The sequence below is a fragment of the Microbacterium sp. SL62 genome, assembly GCF_026672635.1.
In the GTDB taxonomy this organism is placed as follows: Bacteria; Actinomycetota; Actinomycetes; order Actinomycetales; family Microbacteriaceae; genus Microbacterium; species Microbacterium testaceum_A.
The window spans coordinates 3,048,339-3,071,890 of record NZ_JAPPRM010000001.1; the positions used below are offsets into that span (position 1 = coordinate 3,048,339).

Annotated in this window: 21 protein-coding genes and 1 tRNA gene; 5 read left to right on the forward strand and 17 right to left on the reverse strand. The window is 70.7% G+C overall.

The window, feature by feature from the left end:
• Nucleotides 1-6 precede the first annotated feature (6 nt).
• The 10 genes from rplA to gabT form a co-directional block, all read right to left on the reverse strand.
• Nucleotides 7-699 carry a 50S ribosomal protein L1 gene (gene rplA, locus OVA26_RS14610; RefSeq protein WP_056230364.1) on the reverse strand — a complete coding sequence of 231 codons (693 nt, stop codon included), beginning with the start codon at nt 697-699 and terminating at the stop codon, nt 7-9.
• An 11-nt stretch (nt 700-710) separates the two neighbouring features.
• Complete coding sequence (gene rplK, locus OVA26_RS14615; RefSeq protein ID WP_013585556.1) at nt 711-1,142, reverse strand: 50S ribosomal protein L11; 432 nt, start codon at nt 1,140-1,142, stop codon at nt 711-713.
• A 290-nt stretch (nt 1,143-1,432) separates the two neighbouring features.
• Nucleotides 1,433-2,557 (reverse strand): transcription termination/antitermination protein NusG, encoded by a 1,125-nt coding sequence (gene nusG / locus OVA26_RS14620; RefSeq protein WP_074695549.1) that lies wholly within the window; start codon nt 2,555-2,557, stop codon nt 1,433-1,435.
• A gap of 60 nt (nt 2,558-2,617) precedes the next feature.
• Complete coding sequence (gene secE / locus OVA26_RS14625; RefSeq protein ID WP_056230372.1) at nt 2,618-2,893, reverse strand: preprotein translocase subunit SecE; 276 nt, start codon at nt 2,891-2,893, stop codon at nt 2,618-2,620.
• 42 nt (nt 2,894-2,935) lie between these two features.
• Nucleotides 2,936-3,008, reverse strand: a tRNA-Trp gene (locus OVA26_RS14630).
• Nucleotides 3,009-3,237: 229 nt separating this feature from the next.
• Nucleotides 3,238-4,599 carry an NAD-dependent succinate-semialdehyde dehydrogenase gene (locus OVA26_RS14635; protein ID WP_268104604.1) on the reverse strand — a complete coding sequence of 454 codons (1,362 nt, stop codon included), beginning with the start codon at nt 4,597-4,599 and terminating at the stop codon, nt 3,238-3,240.
• A gap of 22 nt (nt 4,600-4,621) precedes the next feature.
• On the reverse strand, nt 4,622-6,184 hold the full coding sequence (locus OVA26_RS14640; RefSeq protein ID WP_144786089.1) for an APC family permease: 1,563 nt from the start codon (nt 6,182-6,184) through the stop codon (nt 4,622-4,624).
• Complete coding sequence (locus OVA26_RS14645; RefSeq protein WP_268104605.1) at nt 6,181-7,053, reverse strand: universal stress protein; 873 nt, start codon at nt 7,051-7,053, stop codon at nt 6,181-6,183. The genes OVA26_RS14640 and OVA26_RS14645 overlap by 4 nt, the downstream gene beginning before the upstream one ends.
• Nucleotides 7,050-8,510: a flavin monoamine oxidase family protein gene (locus tag OVA26_RS14650; RefSeq protein ID WP_268104606.1), complete on the reverse strand. Its 1,461-nt coding sequence runs from the start codon at nt 8,508-8,510 to the stop codon at nt 7,050-7,052. The genes OVA26_RS14645 and OVA26_RS14650 overlap by 4 nt, the downstream gene beginning before the upstream one ends.
• Nucleotides 8,511-8,603: 93 nt before the next feature.
• Nucleotides 8,604-9,953 (reverse strand): 4-aminobutyrate--2-oxoglutarate transaminase, encoded by a 1,350-nt coding sequence (gabT, locus tag OVA26_RS14655; RefSeq protein WP_200914195.1) that lies wholly within the window; start codon nt 9,951-9,953, stop codon nt 8,604-8,606.
• A 92-nt stretch (nt 9,954-10,045) separates the two neighbouring features.
• Between gabT and OVA26_RS14660 the strand changes: the two genes are divergently transcribed.
• On the forward strand, nt 10,046-11,575 hold the full coding sequence (locus tag OVA26_RS14660; RefSeq protein WP_268104607.1) for a PucR family transcriptional regulator: 1,530 nt from the start codon (nt 10,046-10,048) through the stop codon (nt 11,573-11,575).
• Between the two features lie 123 nt (nt 11,576-11,698).
• Here OVA26_RS14660 and OVA26_RS14665 read toward each other — a convergent pair whose 3' ends face one another.
• Genes OVA26_RS14665 through OVA26_RS14690 form a run of 6 tightly spaced genes read right to left on the reverse strand, consistent with a single transcriptional unit; the run spans nt 11,699 to nt 16,653 of the window.
• Nucleotides 11,699-12,547, reverse strand: coding sequence for a MurR/RpiR family transcriptional regulator (locus tag OVA26_RS14665; RefSeq protein WP_268104609.1), 849 nt, complete (start codon nt 12,545-12,547; stop codon nt 11,699-11,701).
• Entirely contained in the window at nt 12,537-13,361 is an 825-nt protein-coding gene (gene phnE / locus OVA26_RS14670) for a phosphonate ABC transporter, permease protein PhnE (protein WP_268104610.1), read from the reverse strand. The genes OVA26_RS14665 and phnE (OVA26_RS14670) overlap by 11 nt, the downstream gene beginning before the upstream one ends.
• On the reverse strand, nt 13,358-14,152 hold the full coding sequence (gene phnE, locus OVA26_RS14675; RefSeq protein ID WP_268104611.1) for a phosphonate ABC transporter, permease protein PhnE: 795 nt from the start codon (nt 14,150-14,152) through the stop codon (nt 13,358-13,360). Before phnE (OVA26_RS14675) ends, phnE (OVA26_RS14670) begins: the two co-directional genes overlap by 4 nt.
• On the reverse strand, nt 14,149-14,967 hold the full coding sequence (phnC, locus tag OVA26_RS14680) for a phosphonate ABC transporter ATP-binding protein (protein WP_081349777.1): 819 nt from the start codon (nt 14,965-14,967) through the stop codon (nt 14,149-14,151). The genes phnE (OVA26_RS14675) and phnC overlap by 4 nt, the downstream gene beginning before the upstream one ends.
• Nucleotides 14,964-15,941, reverse strand: coding sequence for a phosphate/phosphite/phosphonate ABC transporter substrate-binding protein (locus OVA26_RS14685; RefSeq protein ID WP_056230395.1), 978 nt, complete (start codon nt 15,939-15,941; stop codon nt 14,964-14,966). The genes phnC and OVA26_RS14685 overlap by 4 nt, the downstream gene beginning before the upstream one ends.
• 25 nt (nt 15,942-15,966) lie before the next feature.
• Complete coding sequence (locus OVA26_RS14690) at nt 15,967-16,653, reverse strand: HAD family hydrolase (RefSeq protein ID WP_268104614.1); 687 nt, start codon at nt 16,651-16,653, stop codon at nt 15,967-15,969.
• 125 nt (nt 16,654-16,778) lie between these two features.
• Here OVA26_RS14690 and OVA26_RS14695 point away from each other — a divergent pair, with 125 nt between their 5' ends.
• Together OVA26_RS14695 and OVA26_RS14700 are read left to right on the forward strand one after the other, a co-directional pair.
• Nucleotides 16,779-17,402 carry an amino acid deaminase gene (locus tag OVA26_RS14695; protein WP_268104615.1) on the forward strand — a complete coding sequence of 208 codons (624 nt, stop codon included), beginning with the start codon at nt 16,779-16,781 and terminating at the stop codon, nt 17,400-17,402.
• Between the two features lie 446 nt (nt 17,403-17,848).
• Nucleotides 17,849-18,490, forward strand: a complete 642-nt coding sequence (locus tag OVA26_RS14700) for an endonuclease domain-containing protein (RefSeq protein ID WP_268104616.1) — start codon at nt 17,849-17,851, stop codon at nt 18,488-18,490.
• A gap of 330 nt (nt 18,491-18,820) precedes the next feature.
• Here the strand turns inward: OVA26_RS14700 and OVA26_RS14705 are convergent, their stop codons facing one another.
• A complete protein-coding gene (locus tag OVA26_RS14705) occupies nt 18,821-20,299 on the reverse strand; it encodes an XRE family transcriptional regulator (RefSeq protein ID WP_268104617.1) in 1,479 nt (492 codons plus the stop codon).
• Nucleotides 20,300-20,428: 129 nt separating this feature from the next.
• On the opposite strand from OVA26_RS14705, the gene aceA reads away from it, so the two are divergent.
• Together aceA and aceB are read left to right on the forward strand one after the other, a co-directional pair.
• The gene (gene aceA, locus OVA26_RS14710; protein ID WP_268104618.1) at nt 20,429-21,745 is read left to right on the forward strand and encodes an isocitrate lyase; all 1,317 of its coding nucleotides are present in this window, start codon (nt 20,429-20,431) and stop codon (nt 21,743-21,745) included.
• Between the two features lie 135 nt (nt 21,746-21,880).
• Nucleotides 21,881-23,542 (forward strand): malate synthase A, encoded by a 1,662-nt coding sequence (gene aceB / locus OVA26_RS14715; RefSeq protein WP_268104619.1) that lies wholly within the window; start codon nt 21,881-21,883, stop codon nt 23,540-23,542.
• Nucleotides 23,543-23,552: the final 10 nt, after the last annotated feature.

The window sequence follows — 23,552 nt, forward strand, 5'->3', positions numbered from 1 at the left end:
CGGATGTCAGACGATGACGTTGACGTCCAGCGGGATGCCGGGGCCGAACGTGGTCGACACGGCGCCCTTCTGGATGTAACGACCCTTCGAGCTCGAGGGCTTGAGGCGGACGATCTCCTCGAGAGCGGCGGCGAGGTTCTCGTCGAGCTGCTCGGCGGTGAACGACGCCTTGCCGACGACGAAGTGCACGTTGGCGTGCTTGTCGACGCGGAACTCGATCTTTCCGCCCTTGATCTCCTCGACGGCCTTGGCCGGGTTGGGGGTCACGGTGCCGGTCTTGGGGTTCGGCATGAGGCCGCGGGGTCCGAGGACCTTACCGAGGCGACCGACCTGGCCCATGAGCTCGGGGGTCGAGACGGCGGCGTCGAACGACGTGTAGCCGGCCGCGACCTTCTCGATGAGCTCGGCTCCACCGACCTCGTCGGCGCCGGCGGCGAGAGCCGCCTCGGCCGCGGGGCCGTTGGCGAAGACGATGACGCGCGCGGTCTTACCCGTGCCGTGGGGGAGGATGACCGTGCCGCGGACCATCTGGTCGGCCTTACGGGGGTCGACCGAGAGCTTCAGCGCGACCTCGACGGTCGAGTCGAACTTCTTCGAGCCGGTCTCCTTCGCGAGGGCGACGGCTTCGGTCGGGGTGTAGAACGTGTCGGCCGCGATCTTCTCAGCTGCGGCGCGGAATGCCTTGGACTTGGTAGCCATTGTTATCTCCCTCAGTCCTCGACCGTGATGCCCATGGAACGGGCGGTGCCGGCGATGATCTTCGAGGCGGCCTCGATGTCGTTCGCGTTCAGGTCGGGCTGCTTCGTGGTGGCGATCTCGCGAACCTGGTCCTTGGTGAGCTTGCCCACCTTGACCGTGTGCGGCGTGGACGAGCCCTTGGCCAGTCCGGCTGCCTTCTTGATGAGCTCCGCCGCCGGCGGGGTCTTCAGGATGAAGGTGAAGCTGCGGTCTTCGTAGACCGTGATCTCAACGGGGATGACGTTGCCGCGCTGGGCTTCGGTCGCCGCGTTGTAGGCCTTGCAGAACTCCATGATGTTGACGCCGTGCTGACCGAGCGCCGGACCGATCGGCGGCGCGGGGTTGGCCGCGCCTGCCTTGATCTGGAGCTTGATCAGGCCGGTCACCTTTTTCTTGGGTGCCATATCCTTTTCCTCTCTCGAGCGGGGGCCTCGCGGCTCCCTCTCTCCCGCACATCCGGCGGTTCCGGACAGCGGTCGTTGCGCACTGACGCACGCAACCTTGCCATTGTACGCGACGCCCGGCGTTTCGGCATCCCTCCCTCCCCCGCTCCCGCGCCCGCCGCGCTCCCCCACCGCCAACCCACTCCCACCATCGCGAGGGCGCGGGAGCGACGGCGGGGCGGGAGCGCGGGAGCGACGAACGCCCCGCAGGCCGGAGCCGTGCGGGGCGTTCGTGAGAGACGCGGGTGGCGTCAGATCATCTTGGTGACCTGGTCGAACGACAGCTCGACCGGGGTCTCGCGCTCGAAGAGAGACACGAGCACCGTGAGCTTGCCGCTCTCGGGCTTGATCTCGCTGATCGTGCCGGGCAGGCCCGCGAACGAGCCTTCCTTGATCGTGATGGTCTCGCCGGTCTCGAAGTCGACCTCGGCGGGGATGACGCGAGCCGTGGTGGCCGAGCCCTTGGCCGCGGCGCCCTTGACGGGAGCGGACTCCTTGACCTCGACGAGGCTCTTCAGCATGTTGAAGGCCTCTTCGAAACGCAGCGGCGTCGGGTTGTGGGCGTTGCCCACGAAGCCGGTGACACCGGGAGTGTGACGGACGACCGACCAGGTGTCTTCGTTGAGGTCCATGCGCACCAGCACGTAGCCGGGGATGCGCACGCGGTTGACCATCTTGCGCTGGCCGTTCTTGATCTCGACGACGTCCTCCATGGGGACCTCGACCTGGTAGATGTCGTCCTCGACCTCGAGCGTCGACTTGCGCTGCTCGATGTTGGCCTTCACCTTGCGCTCGAAGCCGGCGTAGGAGTGGATGACGAACCACTTGCCGGGGAGCGAGCGCAGCTCGGCGCGGAACGCCTCGTACGGGTCGGCGTCTTCGTCGGTGTCGTCGGCGTCGACATCGGTCGCGGCGTCGGCCGGCGACTCGGCTGCCTCGGCCTCGTCGACGACGGATGCCGCGGCGGAGACCTCGTCGACGAAGTCCTCGTCGAGCACGGGAGCGTCGGGCTCGCCGTTGACGTCGGGGCCGTCGTAGGGGGTGACCTCGTCGGCAGCCTCGGCGGCCTCTTCGGCCTGCTCCTCGGCGAGGGCGTCGGTGAGGACCTCGGCGGCGGCCTCGGCCTCGCTGGTCTCGTCGATCTCGAGAGCGTCGTTCACGATCGCGTCCGCCTCCGGGTCGGTGATGTCGATGTCGCCGAGGTCGGCGTCGTCGGTGTCGGTCTCGTCGTCGACGATGTGCACGGCCGTGTGCTCGGCCGAGTCGGAGGCGCGCTCCTGGGACTCGAGCACGTTGCCCTCTTGGGCTTCGTCGTCCTCACTGGACTGCTCAGCGGCCGTCGCCCAGTCGGCGTCGTCGACATATCTTTCAGACACTGTGATCTCTTCCGTTCAGTGGCGGCCGCTCCTGGCGCCGCGCGTCCGCCCAGACGCCGGTCAGGCGCCGGCGGTACCGGGGACGCCGAAGACGGCGGTGGTGATCCACACGAACAACACGTCGAGGCCGTAGACGATCGCCATCATGACGACGACGAACCCGAGGACGACGGCGGTGAACTTGATCAGCTCCTGCCGCGTCGGCGTGACGACCTTGCGCAGTTCCGCGAAGACCTGACGAATGAAGAGGGCGATCCGCGCGAAGAAGTTGAGCTTCTTCTCGCGGGGCGCGCCGCGCTCAGCGACGATCTCGCCCTTCGCCTCGTCCTGCGTCATCGAACCACCTAGGTCTGTGTCTGTGCCAGCGTGCGCTGTGCGCAGGGCGGACAGGAATCGAACCTGCAACCTGCGGTTTTGGAGACCGCTGCTCTGCCAATTGAGCTACCGCCCTAAGATCCCGAGGGATCCAGGATTCGAAACCGGCCCTCTTTCCGCCTGGAATCCCTCGGGGAGGAATGCCACGTGCCCGGGGGCACGGCGAAAGAATGCAGATTTCGACTGCACTCCCCAGTCTATGTCATGTCCTCCGGGCTGGCGAACCGAGGCCGCTCGAGGGACACCGCGCGCAGGAGAGTCGGCGTCTCCCGACACGAAGGACCGTGTCGGGAGACGCCCAGGAATCACGCAGTGCGGATGAGCTTCTTGTTGACGAACTCGTCGGCCGCCAGCAGACCCATCTCGCGCGAGGTGCCGCTGCGCTTGACCCCGCCGAACGGCAGCTCGGGCGAGTCGGCGAGGACCACGTTGACGTAGACCATGCCGGCCTCGATGCGATCCGCGATGCGCTGAGCCTGCTCGGCATCCGTCGTGAAGACGTACGAGCCGAGGCCGTAGCCGGTGTCGTTCGCGAGATCGACCGCCTCGTCCTCGCTCGAGACGCGGTAGACGGTACCGACGGGCCCGAAGAACTCTTCGCCGTACGCGTCCATCTCGCTCGTGACGCCGGTGAGGACGGTCCCAGGGAAGAAGGCGCCGTCGCGGGTTCCGCCGACCTCCACGGTCGCCCCCTGGGCCACCGCGCGCTGCACCTGCTCGTCGAGGCGCTCCGCCGCCGCGAGAGACGACAGAGGGCCGAGCACGGTGTCGTCGGCGAAGGGGTCGCCGACCTTCGCCTCGCCCAGCGCCGCCGTGAACTTCTCGAGGAAGGCGTCGTAGAGCTCGTCGATCACGATGAAGCGCTTGGCGCCGTTGCACGACTGCCCGTTGTTGTCGAGGCGCGCGTCGACGGCCGACTGCACAGCGGCATCCAGATCATCCGTCGACAGCAGGATGAAGGGGTCGGACCCGCCGAGCTCGAGCGCGACCTTCTTGAGGTTGCGGCCCGCGATCTCGGCGACCGCCGCACCCGCGCGCTCGGAACCGGTGACCGAGACACCCTGCACGCGACGGTCGGCGATGATGGTCGCCGCCTGGTCGTTGGTCGCGCGGATGTTCACGTACGCGCCCTCGGGGAGCCCGGCGTCGCGGTAGATCGCCTGGAGCGCCTCGGCCGACTCGGGGCACTGCGGCGCATGCTTGAGGAGGATGGTGTTGCCGACCGCGAGGTTCGGGGCGGCGAACCGGGCGACCTGGTAGTACGGGAAGTTCCACGGCATGATGCCGAGCAGCACGCCCAGCGGCGACCGGCGGATGACCGCGGTGCCCTCGCCCAGGATGTCGAGAGGGCTGTCGCCCGTGATCTTGTCGATGTTGTCGGCGTAGTACTCGGTGATGTCGGCGGCGAAGTCGACCTCGCCGAGGGCGGCCTCGAGCGGCTTGCCCATCTCGCGCACGATGATCGCGGCGAGATCGTCACGCCGATCACGGTGCAACTGAGCGACGCGGCGCAGGGCCTCGGCGCGCTCGGCCGGGGCGGTGCGCGACCAGACGCGGTATCCGTCGTGGGCGGAGGCGATGGCCTCTTCGACCCCGGAATCGCTCAGCGTGTCGTACTCGGCGAGGGTCTCACCGGTGGCGGGATTGACGACGGCGTAGTCGCTCATGGTGCTCCTTTTCGTTTCGTTGTCAGGACGTGATGCGGCGGCGGCGGGCGCTGGCGGGCGCTTCGCGACCCAGGGTCTCACCCCGGAAGAAGCCGGGGCTGGCGATGCGCTGCGCGACCATGAGGACGAGGCCCGCGACGATGATGACGACCGTGATCACGAACACGAGACCCACACCGCCGATCTCCGAGCCCGAGCCGTAGTCGGGGCTGGCACTGTCGATGAGGGTGGTCACGAACAGCACCGCGAGGATCACGCCGCCCACGAGGGGCGCGAGCAGCGTCAGGAGGACGTTGCGCACCGAGTCGAACCACTGCTTGCGGAAGTACCAGACGCACGCGAACGCGGTGAGCCCGTAGTAGAAGCAGATCATCGCGCCGAGGGCCGTGATCGTGTCGGTCAGCACGTTCTCGCTCAGCACGCGCATGACCGCGTAGAACACCGAGGCGACGATCGCCGAGACGATGGTGGCGTAGCCGGGGGTGAAGAAGCGCGGGCTGACCTTGGCGAACTTTTTGGGAAGAGCGTCGTAGTGCGCCATGGCCAGAAGCGTGCGCGCCGGGCCCACGAAGGTCGCCTGCAGCGAGGATGCCGAGCTGGTGAGCACCGCGAGCGAGACGAGGAACGCGAGCGGCCCGAGAATCGGCCCCGACAAGTGGAAGAAGACGTTCTCCTGGATGTCCTCGTTGCCCAGGCCCAGCTCCCCCGTGCCGTTGCCGGCGAACATCAGCAGCGCGACGGCGATCAGCAGGTACAGCGCCACGATGAGGAACACCGTCACGGTGGCGGCCCGACCGGGCGTCTTGTCGGGGTCCTTCGTCTCTTCGTTCATGGTGAGGATGACGTCCCATCCCCAGAAGATGAAGATCGACAGCGAGAGCCCGGCGGCGAACGCGCTGAACGAGTCGACCTCGAAGGGGTTGAACCACGACAGCTGCACCGGGCTCGCATCGAAGGCGTTGCCGTTCATCATCTCGACGACCGCGGCGCCGGCGAAGACGAGCAGCACGAGGATCTGGAAACCGACGAGACCGTACTGCAGACGCTGCGTGGTCTGCAGGTCGCGGTACGACACGATCGTCGCCAGCAGCATGAACAGCAGGCACACCGCGATGTTGATCGGGACGACCCGCGTGAGCTCGGCGATCTCGGGGTTTCCCGTGACCTGTGCGATCAGCAGGAACAGGAAGTCGACGGCGATGCCGGCCAGGTTCGACAGCACGATGACCGTGGCGGCGATCAGGCCCCACCCGGCCATCCACCCGACCCAGGGGCCGAAGGCTCGAGCCGCCCAGGTGAAGGAGGTGCCGGCATCCGGCATCCGCGAATTCAGTTCTCGATAGCCGAGGGCCACCAGCAGCATCGGGATGAACCCGACGAGGATGATCGCCGGCACCTGGAAGCCGACCGCCGAGACGGTCGGGCCGAGCGCTCCGGTGAGCGTGTAGGCGGGCGCGATGGTCGAGATGCCGATGACGACGGCGCCGATCATGCCGATCGAGCCGACGCGGAGCCCCTTGTTGGAGATGCCGGTGGTGACGGCGCTGTCGGGTGCGGGGCTCGCGTCGTTGCGAGGGGTGGTCATGAGGAAGCCTCCGAGGTGCGGGGCACCACGATCATGGGGACGGGAAGGGCGCGCAGGATGCGCCCGGCGGTGGAACCGAGGAAGAGGCGACGCGGTTGCGCGAGACGGCTCGAGCCGACCAGGGCGACTTCGCCCGGCATCCAGCCGATGCGAGAGACCGCGTCCTCGATGTCGGATCCGGCTCCGACCAGGGCCTCGGCCTCGATCTCGGCGGGGAGGGCGGCGCGGACCGCCTCCAGCACGCTCTCGGCGTGGGCCTGACCGGTCAGCCGGGTCAGCGACGCGTCGACGCGCCCCGGAAGATCGACGCCCGCGAGCGAGAGGAGTCGCAGCGGTGCCTTCGCCCGGCGGGAGACGGATGCCGCCGTCTCGAGCAGGACGTCCGCCCCGGGGCGCGTGCCGATCGCGGCGGTGATGCGCGGGAGCCCCACACCCGGGTCGACGTCGCGCGCGCCCTCGGGGGCGAGGGCGACCGGGACGGGCGCTGAATGCACGAGCTCTTCGGCGGTGGTGCCGAGGCGGTGTCGACCGCGCGGCCCTCCCCCGCCGGTACCGACGACGATCACGCCGGCGTCGAACTCCTCGGCGGCGGCGACGAGACCGTCCGACACCGCCTGCGCGAAGCGGACGTGACCGCGGATGCCGGGGTACGGCGCCACGGCCTCGCGCAACCAGCCGCGGGCGGTGTCCTGCACGAGCCGCTCGTAGCCGGCATCGGTCGGGATCGAGACGTTGTTCTCGGCGGAGGGCAGCACGACCACCGCGTGCACGGGGGCGTCGAGGGCCGCGCCCAGACGCGCCCCGAGCGCGAGGGCGTCGGCACCGGCGTCGGTCGCGGTGTACCCGACGACCACACGGCGCGCGGTCATCCGCGCGTCCGCTCGAGGATCTCGGCGGCGGCGCGGCGGCCCTGACGGATGGCGCCGTCGACGTGCTGGAACCCGGCGCCGGCCATGTCGCTGCACGCGAGGTGGATCGCGCCGACGGGCTCGCGGAGGTCGGCACCGTAGCGGTGCAGACCGCCCATGTCGAAGCTCGCGGCGTACGCCCCGCGGGTCCACTCCTCGGTGCCCCAGTCGCTCTCGTAGTAGACGACGGGGTTCTTCGCTTCGGGGCCGTAGTAGTGCGACAGCGACTCGAGGATGCGCTCGCGGCGCTCCTCGGCGCTGAGCCGGAACAGGTCGTCGGCGTTGTGGTCCGAGACGAAGCCCACGAGGGTTCCGCGCTCGTCGCCGTGGTTGGTGTTGTCGTAGGCCTCGTGGGCGAGCTCGTAGGGGCTGAAGGCGGTGCCCGACAGGCCCTTCTCGCGCCAGAACGGCGTCTCGTAGACGGCGTGCACCTTGATGACGAAGCCCATGGAGATGTGCTGGTGCATCTGGTGCTGCAGGCGCGGCAGCGGGGGCTCGAACGAGATGCGCGAGTACAGCACCGGCGCGAGGGCGAGGATCGCGAAGCGCGCGCGGACCGTCACGCCGTCGGCGATCACGGTGACGCCGTCGGTCGAGGACTTCGCCGCGTCGACGCGCGCGGTCAGGGCGCGCAGGTCGTCGACCCGCTGCCCCGTCGCGCTGTCGGCGGAGCGAGCGGGCGTCGGCGCCTCGGCACCCCAGACGATGCGGCGCACCGGCTGGTTGAGGATGACGTCGTCGCCCAGACGCTCGGCGAGCAGCTCGGGCACCTGCTGGAGACCGCCGACCACGCGCTTGTCGAGGATGAAGTCGGCGTCGACGAGGTTCGAGTACGAGCCCGCGGATGCCGCCATGTGCAGCGACTGCAGCAGCGAGAACGTGTGCGTGGGCTTGGTGAGCATCGCCGAGCCCGTGGCGAACGCGAGGTTGCGGATCGCCTCGTCGTCGTCGGTCTGCTGGCGGAGCCACGCGTCCCACGAGATCGCATCCCACTCCGCGGCTCGGGGGTGCGCCCATGGCCGGTCGGGGTCGATCTCGGCGACCATGGCGTCGAGGCGCGCGGTGACCTCGTCGATGACCTTCTCGGTCTCGGGCGCGACGGGGAACATCTCGCCGGTGAACCGCTTCGCCTCACCGTCGGGACCGACGTACACGCTGTCGCCCTCGCGGTAGCGGCTGTACAGGGGCAGGCCGAGGTCGGCGGCGGTGTCGATGAGGGCCTGCTGGTCGGGCGAGACCCACTGGCCGCCGAGCTCGAGCATGGCGCCGTCGATGACGTCGGTCCAGAGGCGACCGCCGACGCGGTCGCGAGCCTCGAGCACGACGACCGAGAGGCCGGCCTTGCGCAGGTCGTTTGCGGCGGTGAGGCCGGCGGCGCCGGCTCCGATGACGACCACGTCGCGGGTGATCTCGTCCATGAAAGCGTCCTTACTTGTCGTGCGTCTGTGCGAACTCGGGGTGGCCCCGACGGCGGCGGGCTCTCGGGTCTTCCGCCACCGTCGGGACGGCTGTCAGCTGCGGGCCAGGGCCGCGGCGACGACGTCGAGACCCTCGGTCAGCAGGTCGTCGCCGATCGACAGCGGCGGCAGGAACCGGATGACGTTGCCGTAGGTGCCGCAGGTGAGCACGATCACGCCCTCGGCGATGGCGGCCTTGGCCACCGCGGAGGTGAGGGCCGCGTCGGGCGCACCGGTCGCGGGGTCGACGAACTCGGCGGCGATCATCGCGCCGTGGCCGCGGACGTCGCCGATGCGCGGGTCGCTCTGCTGCATCTCGCGCAGGCGGCCGAGCAGGAGCTCGCCGATCTCGCGGGCGCGCTCGACGAACCCTTCGTTCTCGAAGGCGTCGATCGAGGCCAGGGCGGCGGCGCAGGCGATCGGGTTTCCGCCGTAGGTGCCGCCGAGGCCGCCGGTGTGCGTGGCGTCCATGATCTCGGCGCGGCCCGTGACCGCCGCGAGCGGCAGACCGCCGGCGATGCCCTTGGCCGTGGTGACCAGGTCGGGCACGATGCCGAAGTGCTCGCTGGCGAACATCGCGCCGGTGCGGGCGAAGCCCGACTGCACCTCGTCGGCGATGAAGACGACGCCGTTGTCACGGCACCAGTCGACGATCGCGTTGAGGAAGCCGTCGGCGGGGACGATGAAACCGCCCTCACCCTGAATGGGCTCGATGATGACAGCGGCGAGGTTCTCGGCACCGACCTGCTTCTCGATCAGCGAGATGGCCTTGGCCGCGGCATCCGGTCCCGAGAGTCCGTCACGGAACGGGTACGACAGCGGAGCGCGGTAGACCTCGGCGGCGAAGGGGCCGAAGCCGCTCTTGTACGGCATGTTCTTGGCCGTCAGCGCCATCGTGAGGTTGGTGCGGCCGTGGTAGGCGTGGTCGAACGCGACGACGGCCTGACGACCGGTGAACTTGCGGGCGATCTTGACGGCGTTCTCGACCGCCTCGGCGCCGGAGTTGAACAGCGCGCTCTTCTTGGCGTGGTCGCCGGGGGTGAGGCGGTTGAGCGCCTCGGCGACGGAGACGTACGAGTCGTACGGCGAGATCATGAAGCAGGTGTGGGTGAACGCCGCCACCTGATCCTGCACGGCCTTCACGACCGCGGGGTGGGCGTTGCCGACGCTGGTCACGGCGATGCCCGAGCCGAGGTCGATGAGCGAGTTGCCGTCGGCGTCGACGACGACTCCCCCACCGGCGGCGACGGCCTGGATCGGCACGGTGTGGCCGACTCCGGATGCTACGGCGGCGGCCTTGCGCTCGAGCAGCTCCTGCGAGCGCGGGCCGGGGATGGCGGTGACGAGGCGGCGCTCCTGCGGAAGGGTCGGACCGCCGACGAGGGGAAGGGTGTCGAGGCTCATGGCGGCGATGCTACGGACGCCGCGACGCGCCGCGCACTCTCCCCCCTGTACAGTCGCAGGCACTGTCATATACGAGTCGTACAGGAGCTGACATGGTCGACACCGCCGTCGCGCCGCCGAGTCTGCGCGCCCTCCTCGCGCGCCGTGACCTGCGACTGCGCCTCGTCGCCGGCGAGGACGAACTCCCGGCCGGAAGCATCGATCGCCCCGTTCGGTGGGTGCACTCCAGCGACCTCGTCGACCCCACCCCGTTCCTCAGCGAGGGGCTCGTCCTGCTCACGACGGGGACGCAGTTCGCCGACACGGACGACTACACCGCGTACGTGTCACGACTGCTCGCCCGGGGCGTTCGAGCCCTGGGGTTCGGCACCGAGGTCGTGCGCGACGGGATCCCGGTGGGCCTCGCCGCGGCCTGCCTCGCCGCGGGCGTGCCGTTGTTCGAAGTTCCCTACCGCACCCCCTTCATTGCCGTGGCCCGCGCCGGCGCCGAGGCGATCGCCGCGGAGTCCTACGCCCGGCGCAGTTGGTCTCTCGCGGCGCAGCGCGCGGTCTCGCTCGCCGCCCTGCGCCCCGACGGCCTCTCGGCGACGCTCGCCGAACTGTCTCGACAGCTGGACTGCTGGGTCGGGCTCTTCGACGCGGCCGGCACCCTGAGCACCGAGCACCCGGCGGGTGGACTCGGCGCGCCCGCCCTCCACGTCGTCGCCGCCGAGGTCACGACGATGCTCCGCCGCGGCACGCGCGCGGCCTCCACTGTGCGCCCGAACGACACCTCGGTGAGCCTGCAGACGCTGGGCCGCGGCGGGCACCTCCGCGGTGTGCTCGCGCTCGCGGCCGACGACCTCGACCACGAGGCGCGCAGCGTCGTGACCGCCGTGGTCGCGATGGCCGCCCTCGCCCTCGAGCAGCAGGACGGACTCGGCCGCGCCATCGGCACCTTTCGCGCCGGGCTCGTGCAGTCGCTCGCGACCGACGATCCCGCGCTGGCCCGGCGCGCGGGCCGCGACCTGTTCGGCCCGCTGCCGGCCGCCCCCGTCGTGGTGGCGGTGACGCCCGCGGCATCCACTCGTTCCACTGCCCTCACCGAGTGGCTCGAGCTGCGCGCGCAGGAGCGTCGCGGCGAGATGTTCTTCGGTCGCGGTGACGACGGGCTCGTCATCGTCGTGCCCGCCGCAGCCCGCGACGCGCTGGCCGAGGTCGCCGACCGGTTCGAGATCGTCGTCGGGTGCTCGGCGCCCACCGGCTACGACGCCTTCTCGGCCGCCCTGACCCAGGCGCGCACCGCGCGCGACCGGCTCGCCACTCCCGGCGTCGCCGACTTCGCCGACACCGCGCGCGCGGGTCTTCTGGCCGCCCTCGGATCCGAGGCGGCGCGCACCGTCGCCGCGGGTGCCCTGGTTCCGCTGCGGACCTACGACGAGGCGCAGGGGTCCGCGTTGCTCGAGACGTTGGACGCCTGGCTCGCCCACGACTGCTCGCACGAGGCGACCGCGCAGGCCCTCGGCATCCATCGCCACACCGTGCGCGCCCGGGTCGCCCAGGCCGAGCGCGTGCTCGATCGCGACCTGTCGTCGTTCTCCGCGCGCGCCGAGCTGTGGGCGGCGCTGCGGCTGGCCAAGTAGCGCGGGCTCCGTCGTACGGAGCTGACGCCCGATACGCCGGATGCCGGCACCCCCGGGCCCGCGCGTCGCCCGCCCGATCCGCACGACGGGGCGACCCGCACCGCCGTGACGCGGAAGCGGGTGTCAGCCGGCGTCGCCGAGGTTGTCGGAGAGGATCTCGAGCACGCGCTCGCGGGCGAGGTCGGCGACGCCTGCGCGGGCGCGGGCCACGGCGTCGACGAACGCCTCCGCGAAGACCGCGTGCGCGATGCGCGAGGTGTGCTCCAGCTCGTCGCGGAACGTCCCGCCCGAGGCGAGGACCAGCGAGAGGTCGGCGCGCTCGGTGAGCGGCGAGGCGACGAACGAGGTCAGGGCGATCACTCGCGCCCCGGCCGCGCGTGCAGCCGTGGCCGCGCGCAGGCTCGCCTCGTTCGCCCCCGAACCGCTGACCACGACGCAGACGTCATCGGGCGAGAGGTGGCGCGCGGCGATCTGCTGGCCGATCGGATCGCCCAGGGTCTCGGCCGGGCGCCCCACCGCCGTCAGGCGCATCGCGAGATCCGTTGCGACCGGAGCCGACAACCCGCTCGCCACCACCAGCAGGCGACGGGCCCCCACGACCGCGTCGACGGCGGCATCGACCCCGTCGGCGTCCAGCAGGCTGGTGGCCGCGCGAAGATCGTCCGCGATGCGGTCGATGGCGGAGCGGATGCCGCCGAGCACTCCGTCCTGGGCGACCGGCGGCACCACGCGGCGTCCGCGCTCCGCCGCGAGCGCCACCCGCAGCTGCGGGTACCCGCGGTAGCCGAAGGTCTGGCAGGCGCGCACGACGGAGGAGCGACCCACCCCCACGCGGTCGGCGATCTGCTGCGCGGTGAGCTCGATCACGGCATCCGGATCATCGACGATGAGGTCGGCGACCCGGCGCTCGCTCGGCTGCAGCGAGTTGCGCACGGCGGCGATGCGGGCGGTCACGGGGATCTCAGCGGACACGCGGGCCCTCCATGATGCGGCGGCGGATGCGGCCCGAGACCGCGTCGATCGCGACGGTGACGACGACCACGACGATCAACAGCATGCCGACCGTCGACCACTCACGGTACTGGGTGTACGAGGTGAGCATGTCGCCGATCCCGCCGACGCCGATCAGGCCGAGCACGGCCGAGGCGCGCACGTTGATCTCGAAGCGGTACAGCCAGAACGACAGGAACGTCGGCGAGGCCTGGGGCCACACTCCCCAGCGCAGCACCTGGGCGGTCGAGCCGCCCGCCGCCCGCGCGGCCTCGATGGGGCCGGGGGCGACGTTCTCGACCGCCTCGTAGCCCCACTTGCCGAGGGTGCCGATCCCCCCGATCGCGAGAGCGAGCGCCCCGGTCAGCGGGGTCAGACCGGTGACCGAGAGGATGATGATCGCGAAGACCAGCTCGGGCACGGCCCGCACCAGCGAGAAGACGAAGCGCAGGACGACGCGCACGGCCGCCGGGCCGAAGCCGCGCGCGGCGACGAGCGAGAGCGGGGTCGCGATCAGGATGCCGAGCACGGTGCCGATCCACGCCATCTCGACGCTGCGCCAGGTCTGCCAGAGCGCCTCGGGCAGCTTCTCCCACGCGGGCGAGAGGAACATCAGGCCGAGGTAACGCACGATCTCGGCGGGGAGCTCCCCGAGCCGCGACCACGTGATGTCGGCCGACCAGAAGGCGGCGATGACCACGACCGTGACGACGACCCACGACAGGGTGCGCAGGGGCTTCCGACGGCGCGGCGGCAGCGCGAGGCTCACGGGCCGCGAGGGGGCGAGGGCGGTCATACGAGCCTCCGGCGGATCGCGTCGCTGACGGTGTCGAGCACGACGACGATCACGAGGATCTCGACGATGACGAGCGACAGCTGGTCGTAGCGGTAGAAGGTGCGCACGGCATCGATCAGCAGCCCGATGCCGCCGGCCCCCACGAGGCCGAGCACGGTCGAGGCGCGGACGTTGAGCTCGAAGACGTAGAGCGTCTGCGAGACGAACGCGGGCCAGGTGTCGGGCAGAGCGATCGCGCGGTTGATCTGCGTCTGGGTCGCCCCGGCGGCACGACCGGCCTCGAGGGGGCCGGCGTCGGTGGCGTCGATCGACTCCGACACGAGCTTGACGATGATGCCGACGTTGAACAGCACGAGCGCCAGGATGCCCGGGAGGGCGCCCACCCCGACCATCGCGACGAGGACCGCCGCGTAGACGAGCTCGGGCACGGCGCGGATCACGTTCAGGATGCCGCGCACCAGCGCCCGCGTCGGAGTGAACGGGTTCGTCGGCCGGGCCGCCCAGAAGCTCACCGGCAGCGAGATCGCCGCCCCGACCGCGGTGCCGAGGACCGCCATCTGCAGCGTCTCGAGGATCGGACCGACCGTGCGCGGGAAGAACGACCAGTCCGGGGTGAGAAGTTCGCCCACCCGCAGCGCACCCTGCTGCCAGTTGCGCGCGATCGCACCGACGTCGAGGCCCACCCCGACCACCGGCAGGCACATGAACACGGTCACCGCGACGACGACGCCCGCGGCGGTCCACGGCATCCATCGCCCCTTCGGACGAGGCGGAACGGTGAGCACGGTCATCGCTCGAGCCTGTCGGCCGCGGTCACCGAGCGTCCGTAGATCTGCGCGAAATCGGCATCGGTGGCGGATGCCGCGGGGCCGTCGTAGACGACCTCTCCGGCGCGCATGCCGATCATGCGCGTGCCGTACTCGCGGGCGAGATCCAGCAGGTGCAGGTTGACCAGCACGGTGATGCCGAGGTCGACGTTGATGCGGCGCAGGTCGTCCATCACCCCGCGGGCCGTCGGCGGGTCGAGGCTCGCCACCGGCTCGTCGGCGAGGACGATACGCGGCTGCTGCGTGAGCGCGCGGGCGATCGCGACGCGCTGCTGCTGGCCTCCCGAGAGCGCCGATGCGCGGTCCCAGACCTTCGGCAGCAGCCCGACCCGGTCGAGCGCCTCGAAAGCGAGCCGGCGATCCGCGTCACGGTACGCACCGAACAGCGTGCGCCAGAGCGGGGTGTGCGCGAGGCGACCGACCAGCACGTTATTGAGCACTGTGGTGCGGCCGGCGAGGTTGAAACTCTGGAACACCATGCCGATGTGCCCGCGCAGTTCGCGCAGGCGACGCCCCGAGGCGTTGTCGACGCGTCGGCCGCCGACCTCGACGACACCGGAGGTCGCGGGCACCAGGCCGTTGATGGTGCGGATGAGGGTCGACTTGCCCGAGCCCGACAGTCCCACCACGGCGACGAGCTCGCCGGGCGCGATGTCGAGGGTGACGTTCTTCAGTCCCACCGTGCCGTTGGGGTAGCGCACCGAGACCCCGGCGAGACGGATGCCCCAGGGCGCCGAGGCGAGAGCCTCGACGCCCGGGGTGAGCGATCCGGTCGTCACTGGAGTCCGAGCTGCTGGGCGGCGCGCGCGACGACGTCGAGCGACGACGGGTCGGCCGGGGCGAGCTTGGTGATCGAGTAGACGGCCTTCAGGGCGGCGGAGCCCTCGTCGGTCGCGGAGTAGTCGGCGAGCGCCGTCGAGATCTTCTTCTGCAGCTCGGGCGACAGATCCTTCGAGACGGCCACACCGTCGTTGGGGATCTCGTTGGTCAGGCCGAACACGACGACCTTCTGGCCCACGTCGGGCTTGTCCTTCTTCACGAGCGTGCGGGCGTCCCAGAAGCTGAAGCCGACCTCGGCGTCGCCGTTGTAGACCGCCAGGACGGACGCGTCGTTGGCCGTGACCGGTACCTTCTGGAAGCCGCTGTCGATGTCGACGCCGGCCTCCTTCAGCGCGAGCATCGGGTAGATGTACCCGGCGGGCGAGCCGGGTCCGAGCACGGCGACCTTGGCACCGGCGATCTTGGTGATGCTGTCGAGACCCGCGGGGCCCTGCAGCGCGTCGGCGCCGTTGCAGAACGACATGCCGTCGCGCTCGACGACGGGGGTGTCGCAGTACTTGTCGGGGTCGTTCGTCATGAACTGGCCCGGGTAGGTGATGTTTCCGTTGCGCTCGGTCTGCAGCACGACCGAGGCGCCGTAGCGGTCGTTCGCCTGCCACAGCTGCAGCGAGGGCAGGAAGCCGATCTGCGCCTGGCCCGCGCCCATCGCCTCGACGGCGGCCTGGTAGTCCTTCGACACGACGCCCGTGACCGGGATGCCGAGCTTCTCGGTGAGCATGTCGGTGAGGGGCTTCGCGGTGTCGACGAGGTTGGCCTGGTCCTGCGAAGGAACCAGCGCGAGCACGAGGGAGCTCGGGTCGGCGGCGGGGGCGGCCGAGTCGGCGCCGGCGGCACCGGAGCAGCCGGCCAGGGCGATCGAGGCGAGAGCGGCGGTGGCGAAGGCCGCGACGAGACGGGAGCGACGAGTGTTCATGATTCCTCTGCGGTTCGGGTGGGATTCAGGCGTGGGACGGGAGGTGTGCGGCGGGGGGAGCGTCGACGTGGGCGGCGTCGACCCACGCGGCGAGCGCCGGCAGCAGCTCGTCGAGGGTGTCGGCACGGAAGGTGGGGGTGGCGGCGGCATCGACGTAGCCGCCGACGAGCGCCGTGTCGAGACCACGGGCGTGGGCGGGGGCGAGGTCGTTGCGCCAGACATCGCCGACCGTGAGCACCGGCACGCCCTCGCCGAGGCTGTCGAGCAGGGCGTCGAGTCCGGCGGGCTTGGCGGCGTCGGTGACCACGCGGTCGAACAGGCCGGCCAGTCCGATTCCGGACAGGGCGGCGTCGAGACGGGTGGCGGGAGCGTTCGTGACGAGGAGTCGCTCGGCATCCACCTGCGCCAGGAACTCCGCCAGCCCCGCCGCGGTCGACACCGGCGCGTCTGCGCTACCGAGCTGCGTGCGGCTGAGGGTGTACGCCGCGGCCAGGGCGTCGTCGTCGACCCCGGCGTCGAGGGCGAGGCGGCGAACGGCGTCGTACCCGTCGATGACGTCGGCGATCGGGGCGGCGAGGTGGGCCGAGACGGCAGAGACGAAGGCGTCGGCGGATGCCGTGTGGGCGGCGACCGCGCGGGCGTAGGCCAGCAGGGGGCCGTCGCCGACGGCGACGGTACCGTCGAAGTCGAAGATGAGGACGGGGCGGGGCACGGGGGAACTCCTGTCGTGGACGTTGCGTCCATCGTGCACGCCAAATGTGGACGGGATGTCCACGTCGTGTAAACGCTGGATGAACGGCGGCTGTGCGCCCCCGGAGCCCGCTTAGCGTGGGAACCGTGACCTCCACCGCCGCCCTCGACGTCGCCGCCGTCGTCGCGGCCGAGCACCCCTCGGCGGCGATCGCCTCGCTCCCCTGGCTCGCGGCGTCGCTCGCCGACGACGCCGCCGCCGGCCGATTCGCCGCGTGGGGCCGCTCGACGATCGTCGACGAGAACGTCGGAGCGGCGGTGCTCCCCCGGGCACTGTTCGACGAGCTGCACGCGCGGGCCGGGCTCGAGGCCGCCTGGCCGGTGGGCAACGCCGGCCTGCTGCACGTCTACGGCTACCTGCTGTCGACCACACCGACCCCGTACGGTCTCAAGCGCGAGCGGTGGCTCACCGACGACCTCGCCCTCGCCTGCGGTCTCTCCCGCGGGGCGTTCTCACCCTGGGCCGGGTCGGACACCCTGCTCTCTCGGGTCACCGCGGCCGCGGCATCCCTCCTCTCCCGCCCCGACGCGATCGGCGAGGTCGTCGAGGGCCGCTCGAGCCGCATCGCCCTCGGCGACGCGCTCCCCGACGGCACCACCGCTCTCGCCTACGCGGTCGACGGGCTCATCGTCACGATGTTCCCGGTGGCCGATGCGGCCCTCGTGCGGTCGGGACTCGGGACGCCGCGGCTGCGGTGGAACGCGGTGTGAGGGGAGGGTCCCGTTCGGCTGTGATGCCTGACCCGACCCGCGCGAGCACAACCGCGGGGCGAATACCGACACGCCGAGCATAATCGGCCCACACACGGCGCGCCGCCGAATCCCCCCGCCGTTGCGCCCCGGATGCCGCGCCTGGTGCGGGCGAGCACCTGTGGCGCTGCGGGTGCTGCGGCTTCTCCCCAGGGCCCGATCCGTCCACAGGTTCGCGCCCCACGGACATCGGCGGGTGTTGCACGATCCAGTCTGTACGGATGTGCGCACCGGGACGGGGAATCGAGACACTGGCGGGCCTGCGCGCGCGAGGGCGGTCCCGCCGAGAGATCGCCGCAGCAGTCGAATCGGGCGATCTTGAGCACCTGCGCCGAGGGGTATACGCAGACAGAGGTGCATGCGCGGCCGTCGTCGCCGCGGCCCGCCATGGTGGACGCCCGGGCTGCGTGACCGCTGCTCGACATCTCGGCTTGTGGACCCTCGCCGACGACCACTCGATCCACGTATGGATGGGAGGGAACGGACACGGGTACGTCCACGCCGACTGCGCCTGCGTCGCGCACTGGGACGACGGCCCCGCCGAGCACCCCTTCGCACTCCCATCGATCCCGCGCGTGCTTCGCCAGATGCTGAGGTGTCACGGTGTCGAGGCCTTCTTCGCGGCGGTGGAATCCGCCCTCCGGCTGAAGAAACTGTCGAACTCAGGAATGGACTGGCTCCGACACCACACGAATGACGTCGCCCGAGAAGCGCTCGCCTTCGCCCGGTCGGACGCCGACAGCGGTTTGGAGTCCCTGGTCAGATGGCGACTTCGACACCGGAATCTTCGGGTGCGCACTCAGATGCGCATCATCTCCGTCGGTCGAGTCGACCTCCTGATCGGAGACGCGCTCATCGTCGAGATCGACGGAGCGGGCAACCACGACGGACCGTCGAACAGGCACCGCGACCTGCGACGAGACGCTCACGCCGCCATATGGGGATTCGTCTCACTGCGGTTCGATTACGCCCTCGTCATCCACGACTGGCCGACGGTGGAGCAGGCCATCTTGGCGTACGTGGACCGCGGTCTGCACCGGCGGCCGTAACCCCCTGATCGGCGCAACCCGAGCACAAGGGCGGGGGGATTCCGCGACACGCCCCGCACCGGCATCCGATCACGGTGAGTCGCCGATGACTCCCGCCGTTGTGCACGGGCGGCCCCTGACCGGGCATCGAGGAGAGCAAGCGCAGCCTCGACCCGCCGCCGCCAGCCTGAGCACAACGGCGGCCTCTTCTGCAGACACGCCGCCCCACGGCATCCGTCCCCGGCGTGTCGATCAAACGGCCCGCCGTTGTGCACGCTCAGCCCCAGCCGACGACCTCGGCGCCCGCACGACGGCGCCGGACCCGGCGCCCACACGACGGCCCCGGCCCCCTCACTCGCGCGGCGCGTGCGCCTCGAGGAACTCGTACATCTCGGTCGTGTCCACGCCCGGGAACGCTCCGGTCGGCAGGGTCGCCAGCAGGGTGCGCGGCGTGCGGACGTTGGGCCACGCCCGACCGCGCCACGCGTTCTCGAGCGAAGCGGGCGCCCGACGGCAGCACGCCTCGACCGCGTGACGCGAGATCGCACGGTTGGAGGTGTCGCGACCACGGAACCACTTCGTGTCGTCGAAGCGCACGCCCACGCTCACCGAGTGCGCACCCTCGCTCGACTGCTCCACGCGCGCGGTGCACCAGTAGGTTCCGTTGCCGGTGTCGGTGTACTGGTAATACGGGTTGAAGAGGTCGTCTTCGTCGAAGACCACGCGGCTCGTCCAGCGCCGACAGCACATCTGCCCCTCGATCGAGCCGAGGCGGTCGGTGGGGAAGTTCACGTCGTCGTTCTCGTAGGCCTTCGTGATGGTGCCCGACTCGTGCACCTTCAGGAAGTGCACCGGGATGCCGAGGTGCACGGTCGCCAGGTTCGTGAAGCGGTGCGCGGCGGTCTCGTACGACACCGAGTAGGCGTCGCGCAGGTCCTCGATGCTGATCGTGCGCCGCTCCTTCGCCTCACGGAGCGCCGGCACGACATGCGCCTCGGGCATGAGCAGGGCGCCGGTGAGGTAGTTCGTCTCGACCCGCTGCCGGAGGAACTCGTCGTAGCTCGTCGGCTCGCCGTGGCCGAGCATGCGGCTCGACAGCGCCTGCAGCACCGCCGCGCGCGGGTCGCCTTTCGCGACCTTCGTGGACAGGTACAGCCGGCCGTTCTTCACGTCGGCGATGCTCCGCGTCGACGAGGGCAGGTCGGGCACGTAGTGCAGCGTGAAGCCGAGGTGGGCGGCGATGTCGCTCGCCCCGCGTTGGGTGAGGGGACCGCCGGGGTGCTCGATCGCGGTCAGGATCCCGGATGCCGTGCGCTCGAGGTCGGGAAAGTGGTTGTCCTGCGTGCGCATGAGGCGGCGCAACGCCACGTTGGCCCGCCGCGCCTCTTCGGGGGTCGCTGAGCGCTCCTCGCGGAGGCGCTCGATCTCGCCCTGCAGCGCGAGCATCGCCGACAGCACCTCGTCGGGCACCGACCGACCGACGCGGAACGGCTCGATGCCGAGCGCCTGGAACGTCTGCCCACGCATCGCGCGCTCGACCGAGATCTCGAGCGCCGCGCGCTCGTCGAGGGGCTCGGCGTCGAGGATCTGCTCGAGCTTGCACTCGAGCGCCCGCGCGATCGCCTGAAGCAGCGTGAGCTTGGGCTCGCGACGGCCGTTCTCGATCATCGACATCTGGCTCGGGGCGCGACCGACCGCCGCGGCGAGCTCGTCGAGCGTGAAGCCGCGCGCGGTGCGCAGCTGACGGATGCGTCGGCCGATGGTGAGGGTGTCCACCTCGTCATCGTGGAACGGGAGAGATGCCGAAGAAGCGGAGACGCCGGTGTCCATACGTCATGTTCTCACCGGAACAGAAGATCGCGCGATCTTCACACGACAAATGCACTTCGAGGGGGCTGTTCTTCGCCGACAGTGGTCTCCACGGGGCACCGCAGCCCCGACATCCGAAGGAGAACGCTCATGACGATCCAGGCCACCCCCGCCCAGCAGCCCCTGCGCCCCGGCGACCAGACCGAGACCGCCGACGAGATCCGCGCCGCGTGGGAGAACGACCCCCGCTGGGACGGCATCGAGCGCACGTACTCGGCGGAAGACGTCGTGCGCCTCCGCGGCAGCGTCCGCGAGGAGTCCACCCTCGCCCGCCGCGGAGCCGAGAACCTGTGGAACCTCATCCACACCGAGGAGTACGTCCGCGCCCTCGGCGCCTACACCGGCGGACAGGCCGTGCAGCAGGTGCGCGCGGGTCTCAAGGCCATCTACCTGAGCGGCTGGCAGGTCGCCGCCGACGGCAACCTCGCCGGACAGACCTACCCCGACCAGAGCCTCTACCCCGCCAACAGCGTGCCCGCGGTCGTGCGCCGCATCAACAACGCGCTGCTGCGGCAGGACCAGATCGAGCGCGCCGAGGGAGAGATCACCCAGGACTGGCTCGCCCCGATCGTCGCCGACGCCGAGGCCGGGTTCGGCGGTCCGCTCAACGCCTACGAACTGGCCCAGTCGCTCATTTCGGCCGGAGCCGCCGGCATCCACTGGGAAGACCAGCTCGCGAGCGAGAAGAAGTGCGGCCACCTCGGCGGCAAGGTGCTGGTGCCGATCCAGCAGCACATCCGCACCCTGAACGCCGCGCGCCTGGCCGCCGACGTCGCCGGGGTGCCGACCGTGATCATCGCCCGCACCGACGCCCTGGCCGCCGACCTGCTCACCAGCGATATCGACCCGCGCGACGCGGAGTTCCTCACCGGCGAGCGCACCAGCGAAGGCTTCTACCGCGTGCGCCCGGGCCTCGACGCGGTCATCGCCCGCGGACTCGCCTTCGCGCCGTACGCCGACCTCATCTGGGTCGAGACGGGCGAGCCCGACATCGAGCTCGCGCGCCGCTTCGCCGAGGCGATCCACGCCCGCTACCCGGGCAAGAAGCTCGCCTACAACTGCTCGCCGAGCTTCAACTGGAAGCGCCACCTCGATGACGAGCAGATCGCCACGTTCCAGGCCGACCTGGCCGCCCTCGGCTACGCCTTCCAGTTCATCACGCTGGCCGGCTTCCACGCCGTCAACCACTCGATGTTCGACCTCGCCCGCGGTTACGCCGAGCGCGCCATGAGCGCGTACGTCGAGCTGCAGGAGGCCGAGTTCGCCGCCGAAGCGAACGGCTACACCGCCACGCGCCACCAGCGCGAAGCGGGCACCGGCTACTTCGACGTCGTCTCGACCGCGCTCAACCCCGACAGTGCGACGCTCGCCCTGGCCGGCTCCACCGAGACCGCCCAGTTCCACTGAGCCCTCACCCGCTCTCGCCCACCCCTCGTCCCCCTCCTCGCAGTGCATGTCCCACTTTCGGCTGCCTGGGCCACCCCAGGCCGCCATTTTCGGGACATGGTCCGAGAAGCGGACGCGCCACAGAAAGCCACGACCATGACCCTCATCGACACCTCTCCCCCGCCCACCACCGAAGAATCCCGGATGCCGAGCACCCCGGCATCCACCCCGCACCTGCGCCTCGAGCGGCCCCTGCACGGGCGCGACGGCGAGATCCTCACCTCTGCGGCCCTCGCCTTCGTCACCGAGCTGCACGACCGCTTCGCCCGGCGTCGGCACGACCGCCTCGCCGCGCGCCTGCGCCGCCGCTTCGAGATCGGCACGGGCGACGACCCGCACTTCCGCGCCGACACCGCGCACATCCGCGACGACCCGTCGTGGCGCGTGGCCGGCGCCGGCCCGGGCCTGGAGGACCGCCGCGTCGAGATCACGGGCCCCACCGACCCGAAGATGACGATCAACGCGCTGAACTCCGGCGCGCGGGTGTGGCTCGCCGACCAGGAGGACGCCACGAGCCCCACCTGGAGCAACGTCATCGGCGGGCAGCTGTCGCTGTTCGATGCGATCCGCGGACAGCTGTCGTTCACGAGCCCCGAGGGCAAGCGCTACGAGGTCACCGCCGAGCGCACCCCCACGATCGTGATGCGCCCGCGCGGCTGGCACCTGCCCGAGAAGCACGTGAGCTTCATCGATCGCGCGGGGCGGGAGCTCCCGGCATCCGGTTCTCTCATCGACTACGGGCTGTACGTCTTCCACAACGCGCACGCGCTGATCGCGGCGGGCCGGGGACCCTACTTCTACCTGCCGAAGATCGAGTCGGCCGAAGAGGCACGGCTCTGGGACGACGTGTTCTCGTTCACCGAGAAGCGCCTGGGCCTGGACCACGGCACGATCCGCGCCACCGTGCTGATCGAGACGCTGCCCGCGGCGTTCGAGATGGAGGAGATCCTCTTCGCCCTGCGCGACCACTGCGCCGGGCTCAACGCCGGCCGGTGGGACTACATCTTCTCGATCATCAAGACCTACCGCGGTCGGGGCGCCCGCTTCGTACTCCCCGACCGTAGCGAGGTCACGATGACCGTGCCGTTCATGCGGGCCTACACCGAGCTGCTCGTGCAGACGTGCCACAAGCGCGGCGCCTACGCGATCGGCGGCATGAGCGCGTTCATCCCGAACCGCCGGCGACCCGAGGTCACCGAGGCCGCGTTCGAGAAGGTGGCCGCCGACAAGCGGCGCGAGGCCGGCGACGGCTTCGACGGCACGTGGGTGGCCCACCCCGACCTCATCCCGGTGGCCCGCGCCGAGTTCGACGCGGTGCTCGGCGACGAGCCGAACCAGCTCGGGCGCACTCGCGACGAGGTGGCGGTCGACCCCGCCGACCTGCTCGACGTGCGCATCGGTCTGCCGGTGACGACGGCGGGTGTGCGGGGCAACGTCTCGGTGGCGATCCGCTACATCGAGGCCTGGCTGCGGGGCCTGGGCGCCGTCGCGATCGACGACCTCATGGAAGACGCCGCGACCGCCGAGATCTCGCGCTCGCAGATCTGGCAGTGGATCCACCAGGACCACTCCACGGCCGAGGGCACCGCCATCACCCGCGACTTCGTCGAGGGTCTCGTGACGGACGTGCTCGCCGAGGTGCGGCGCTCCGAGGGCGACCGCTTCGACGACGCCGCCGCGGTGTTCCGCGAGGTGGCGCTGCGCGAGGAGTTCCCCGCGTTCCTCACCCTGCCGGCGTATGCGAAATACCTGAACTGATTCACCGGAT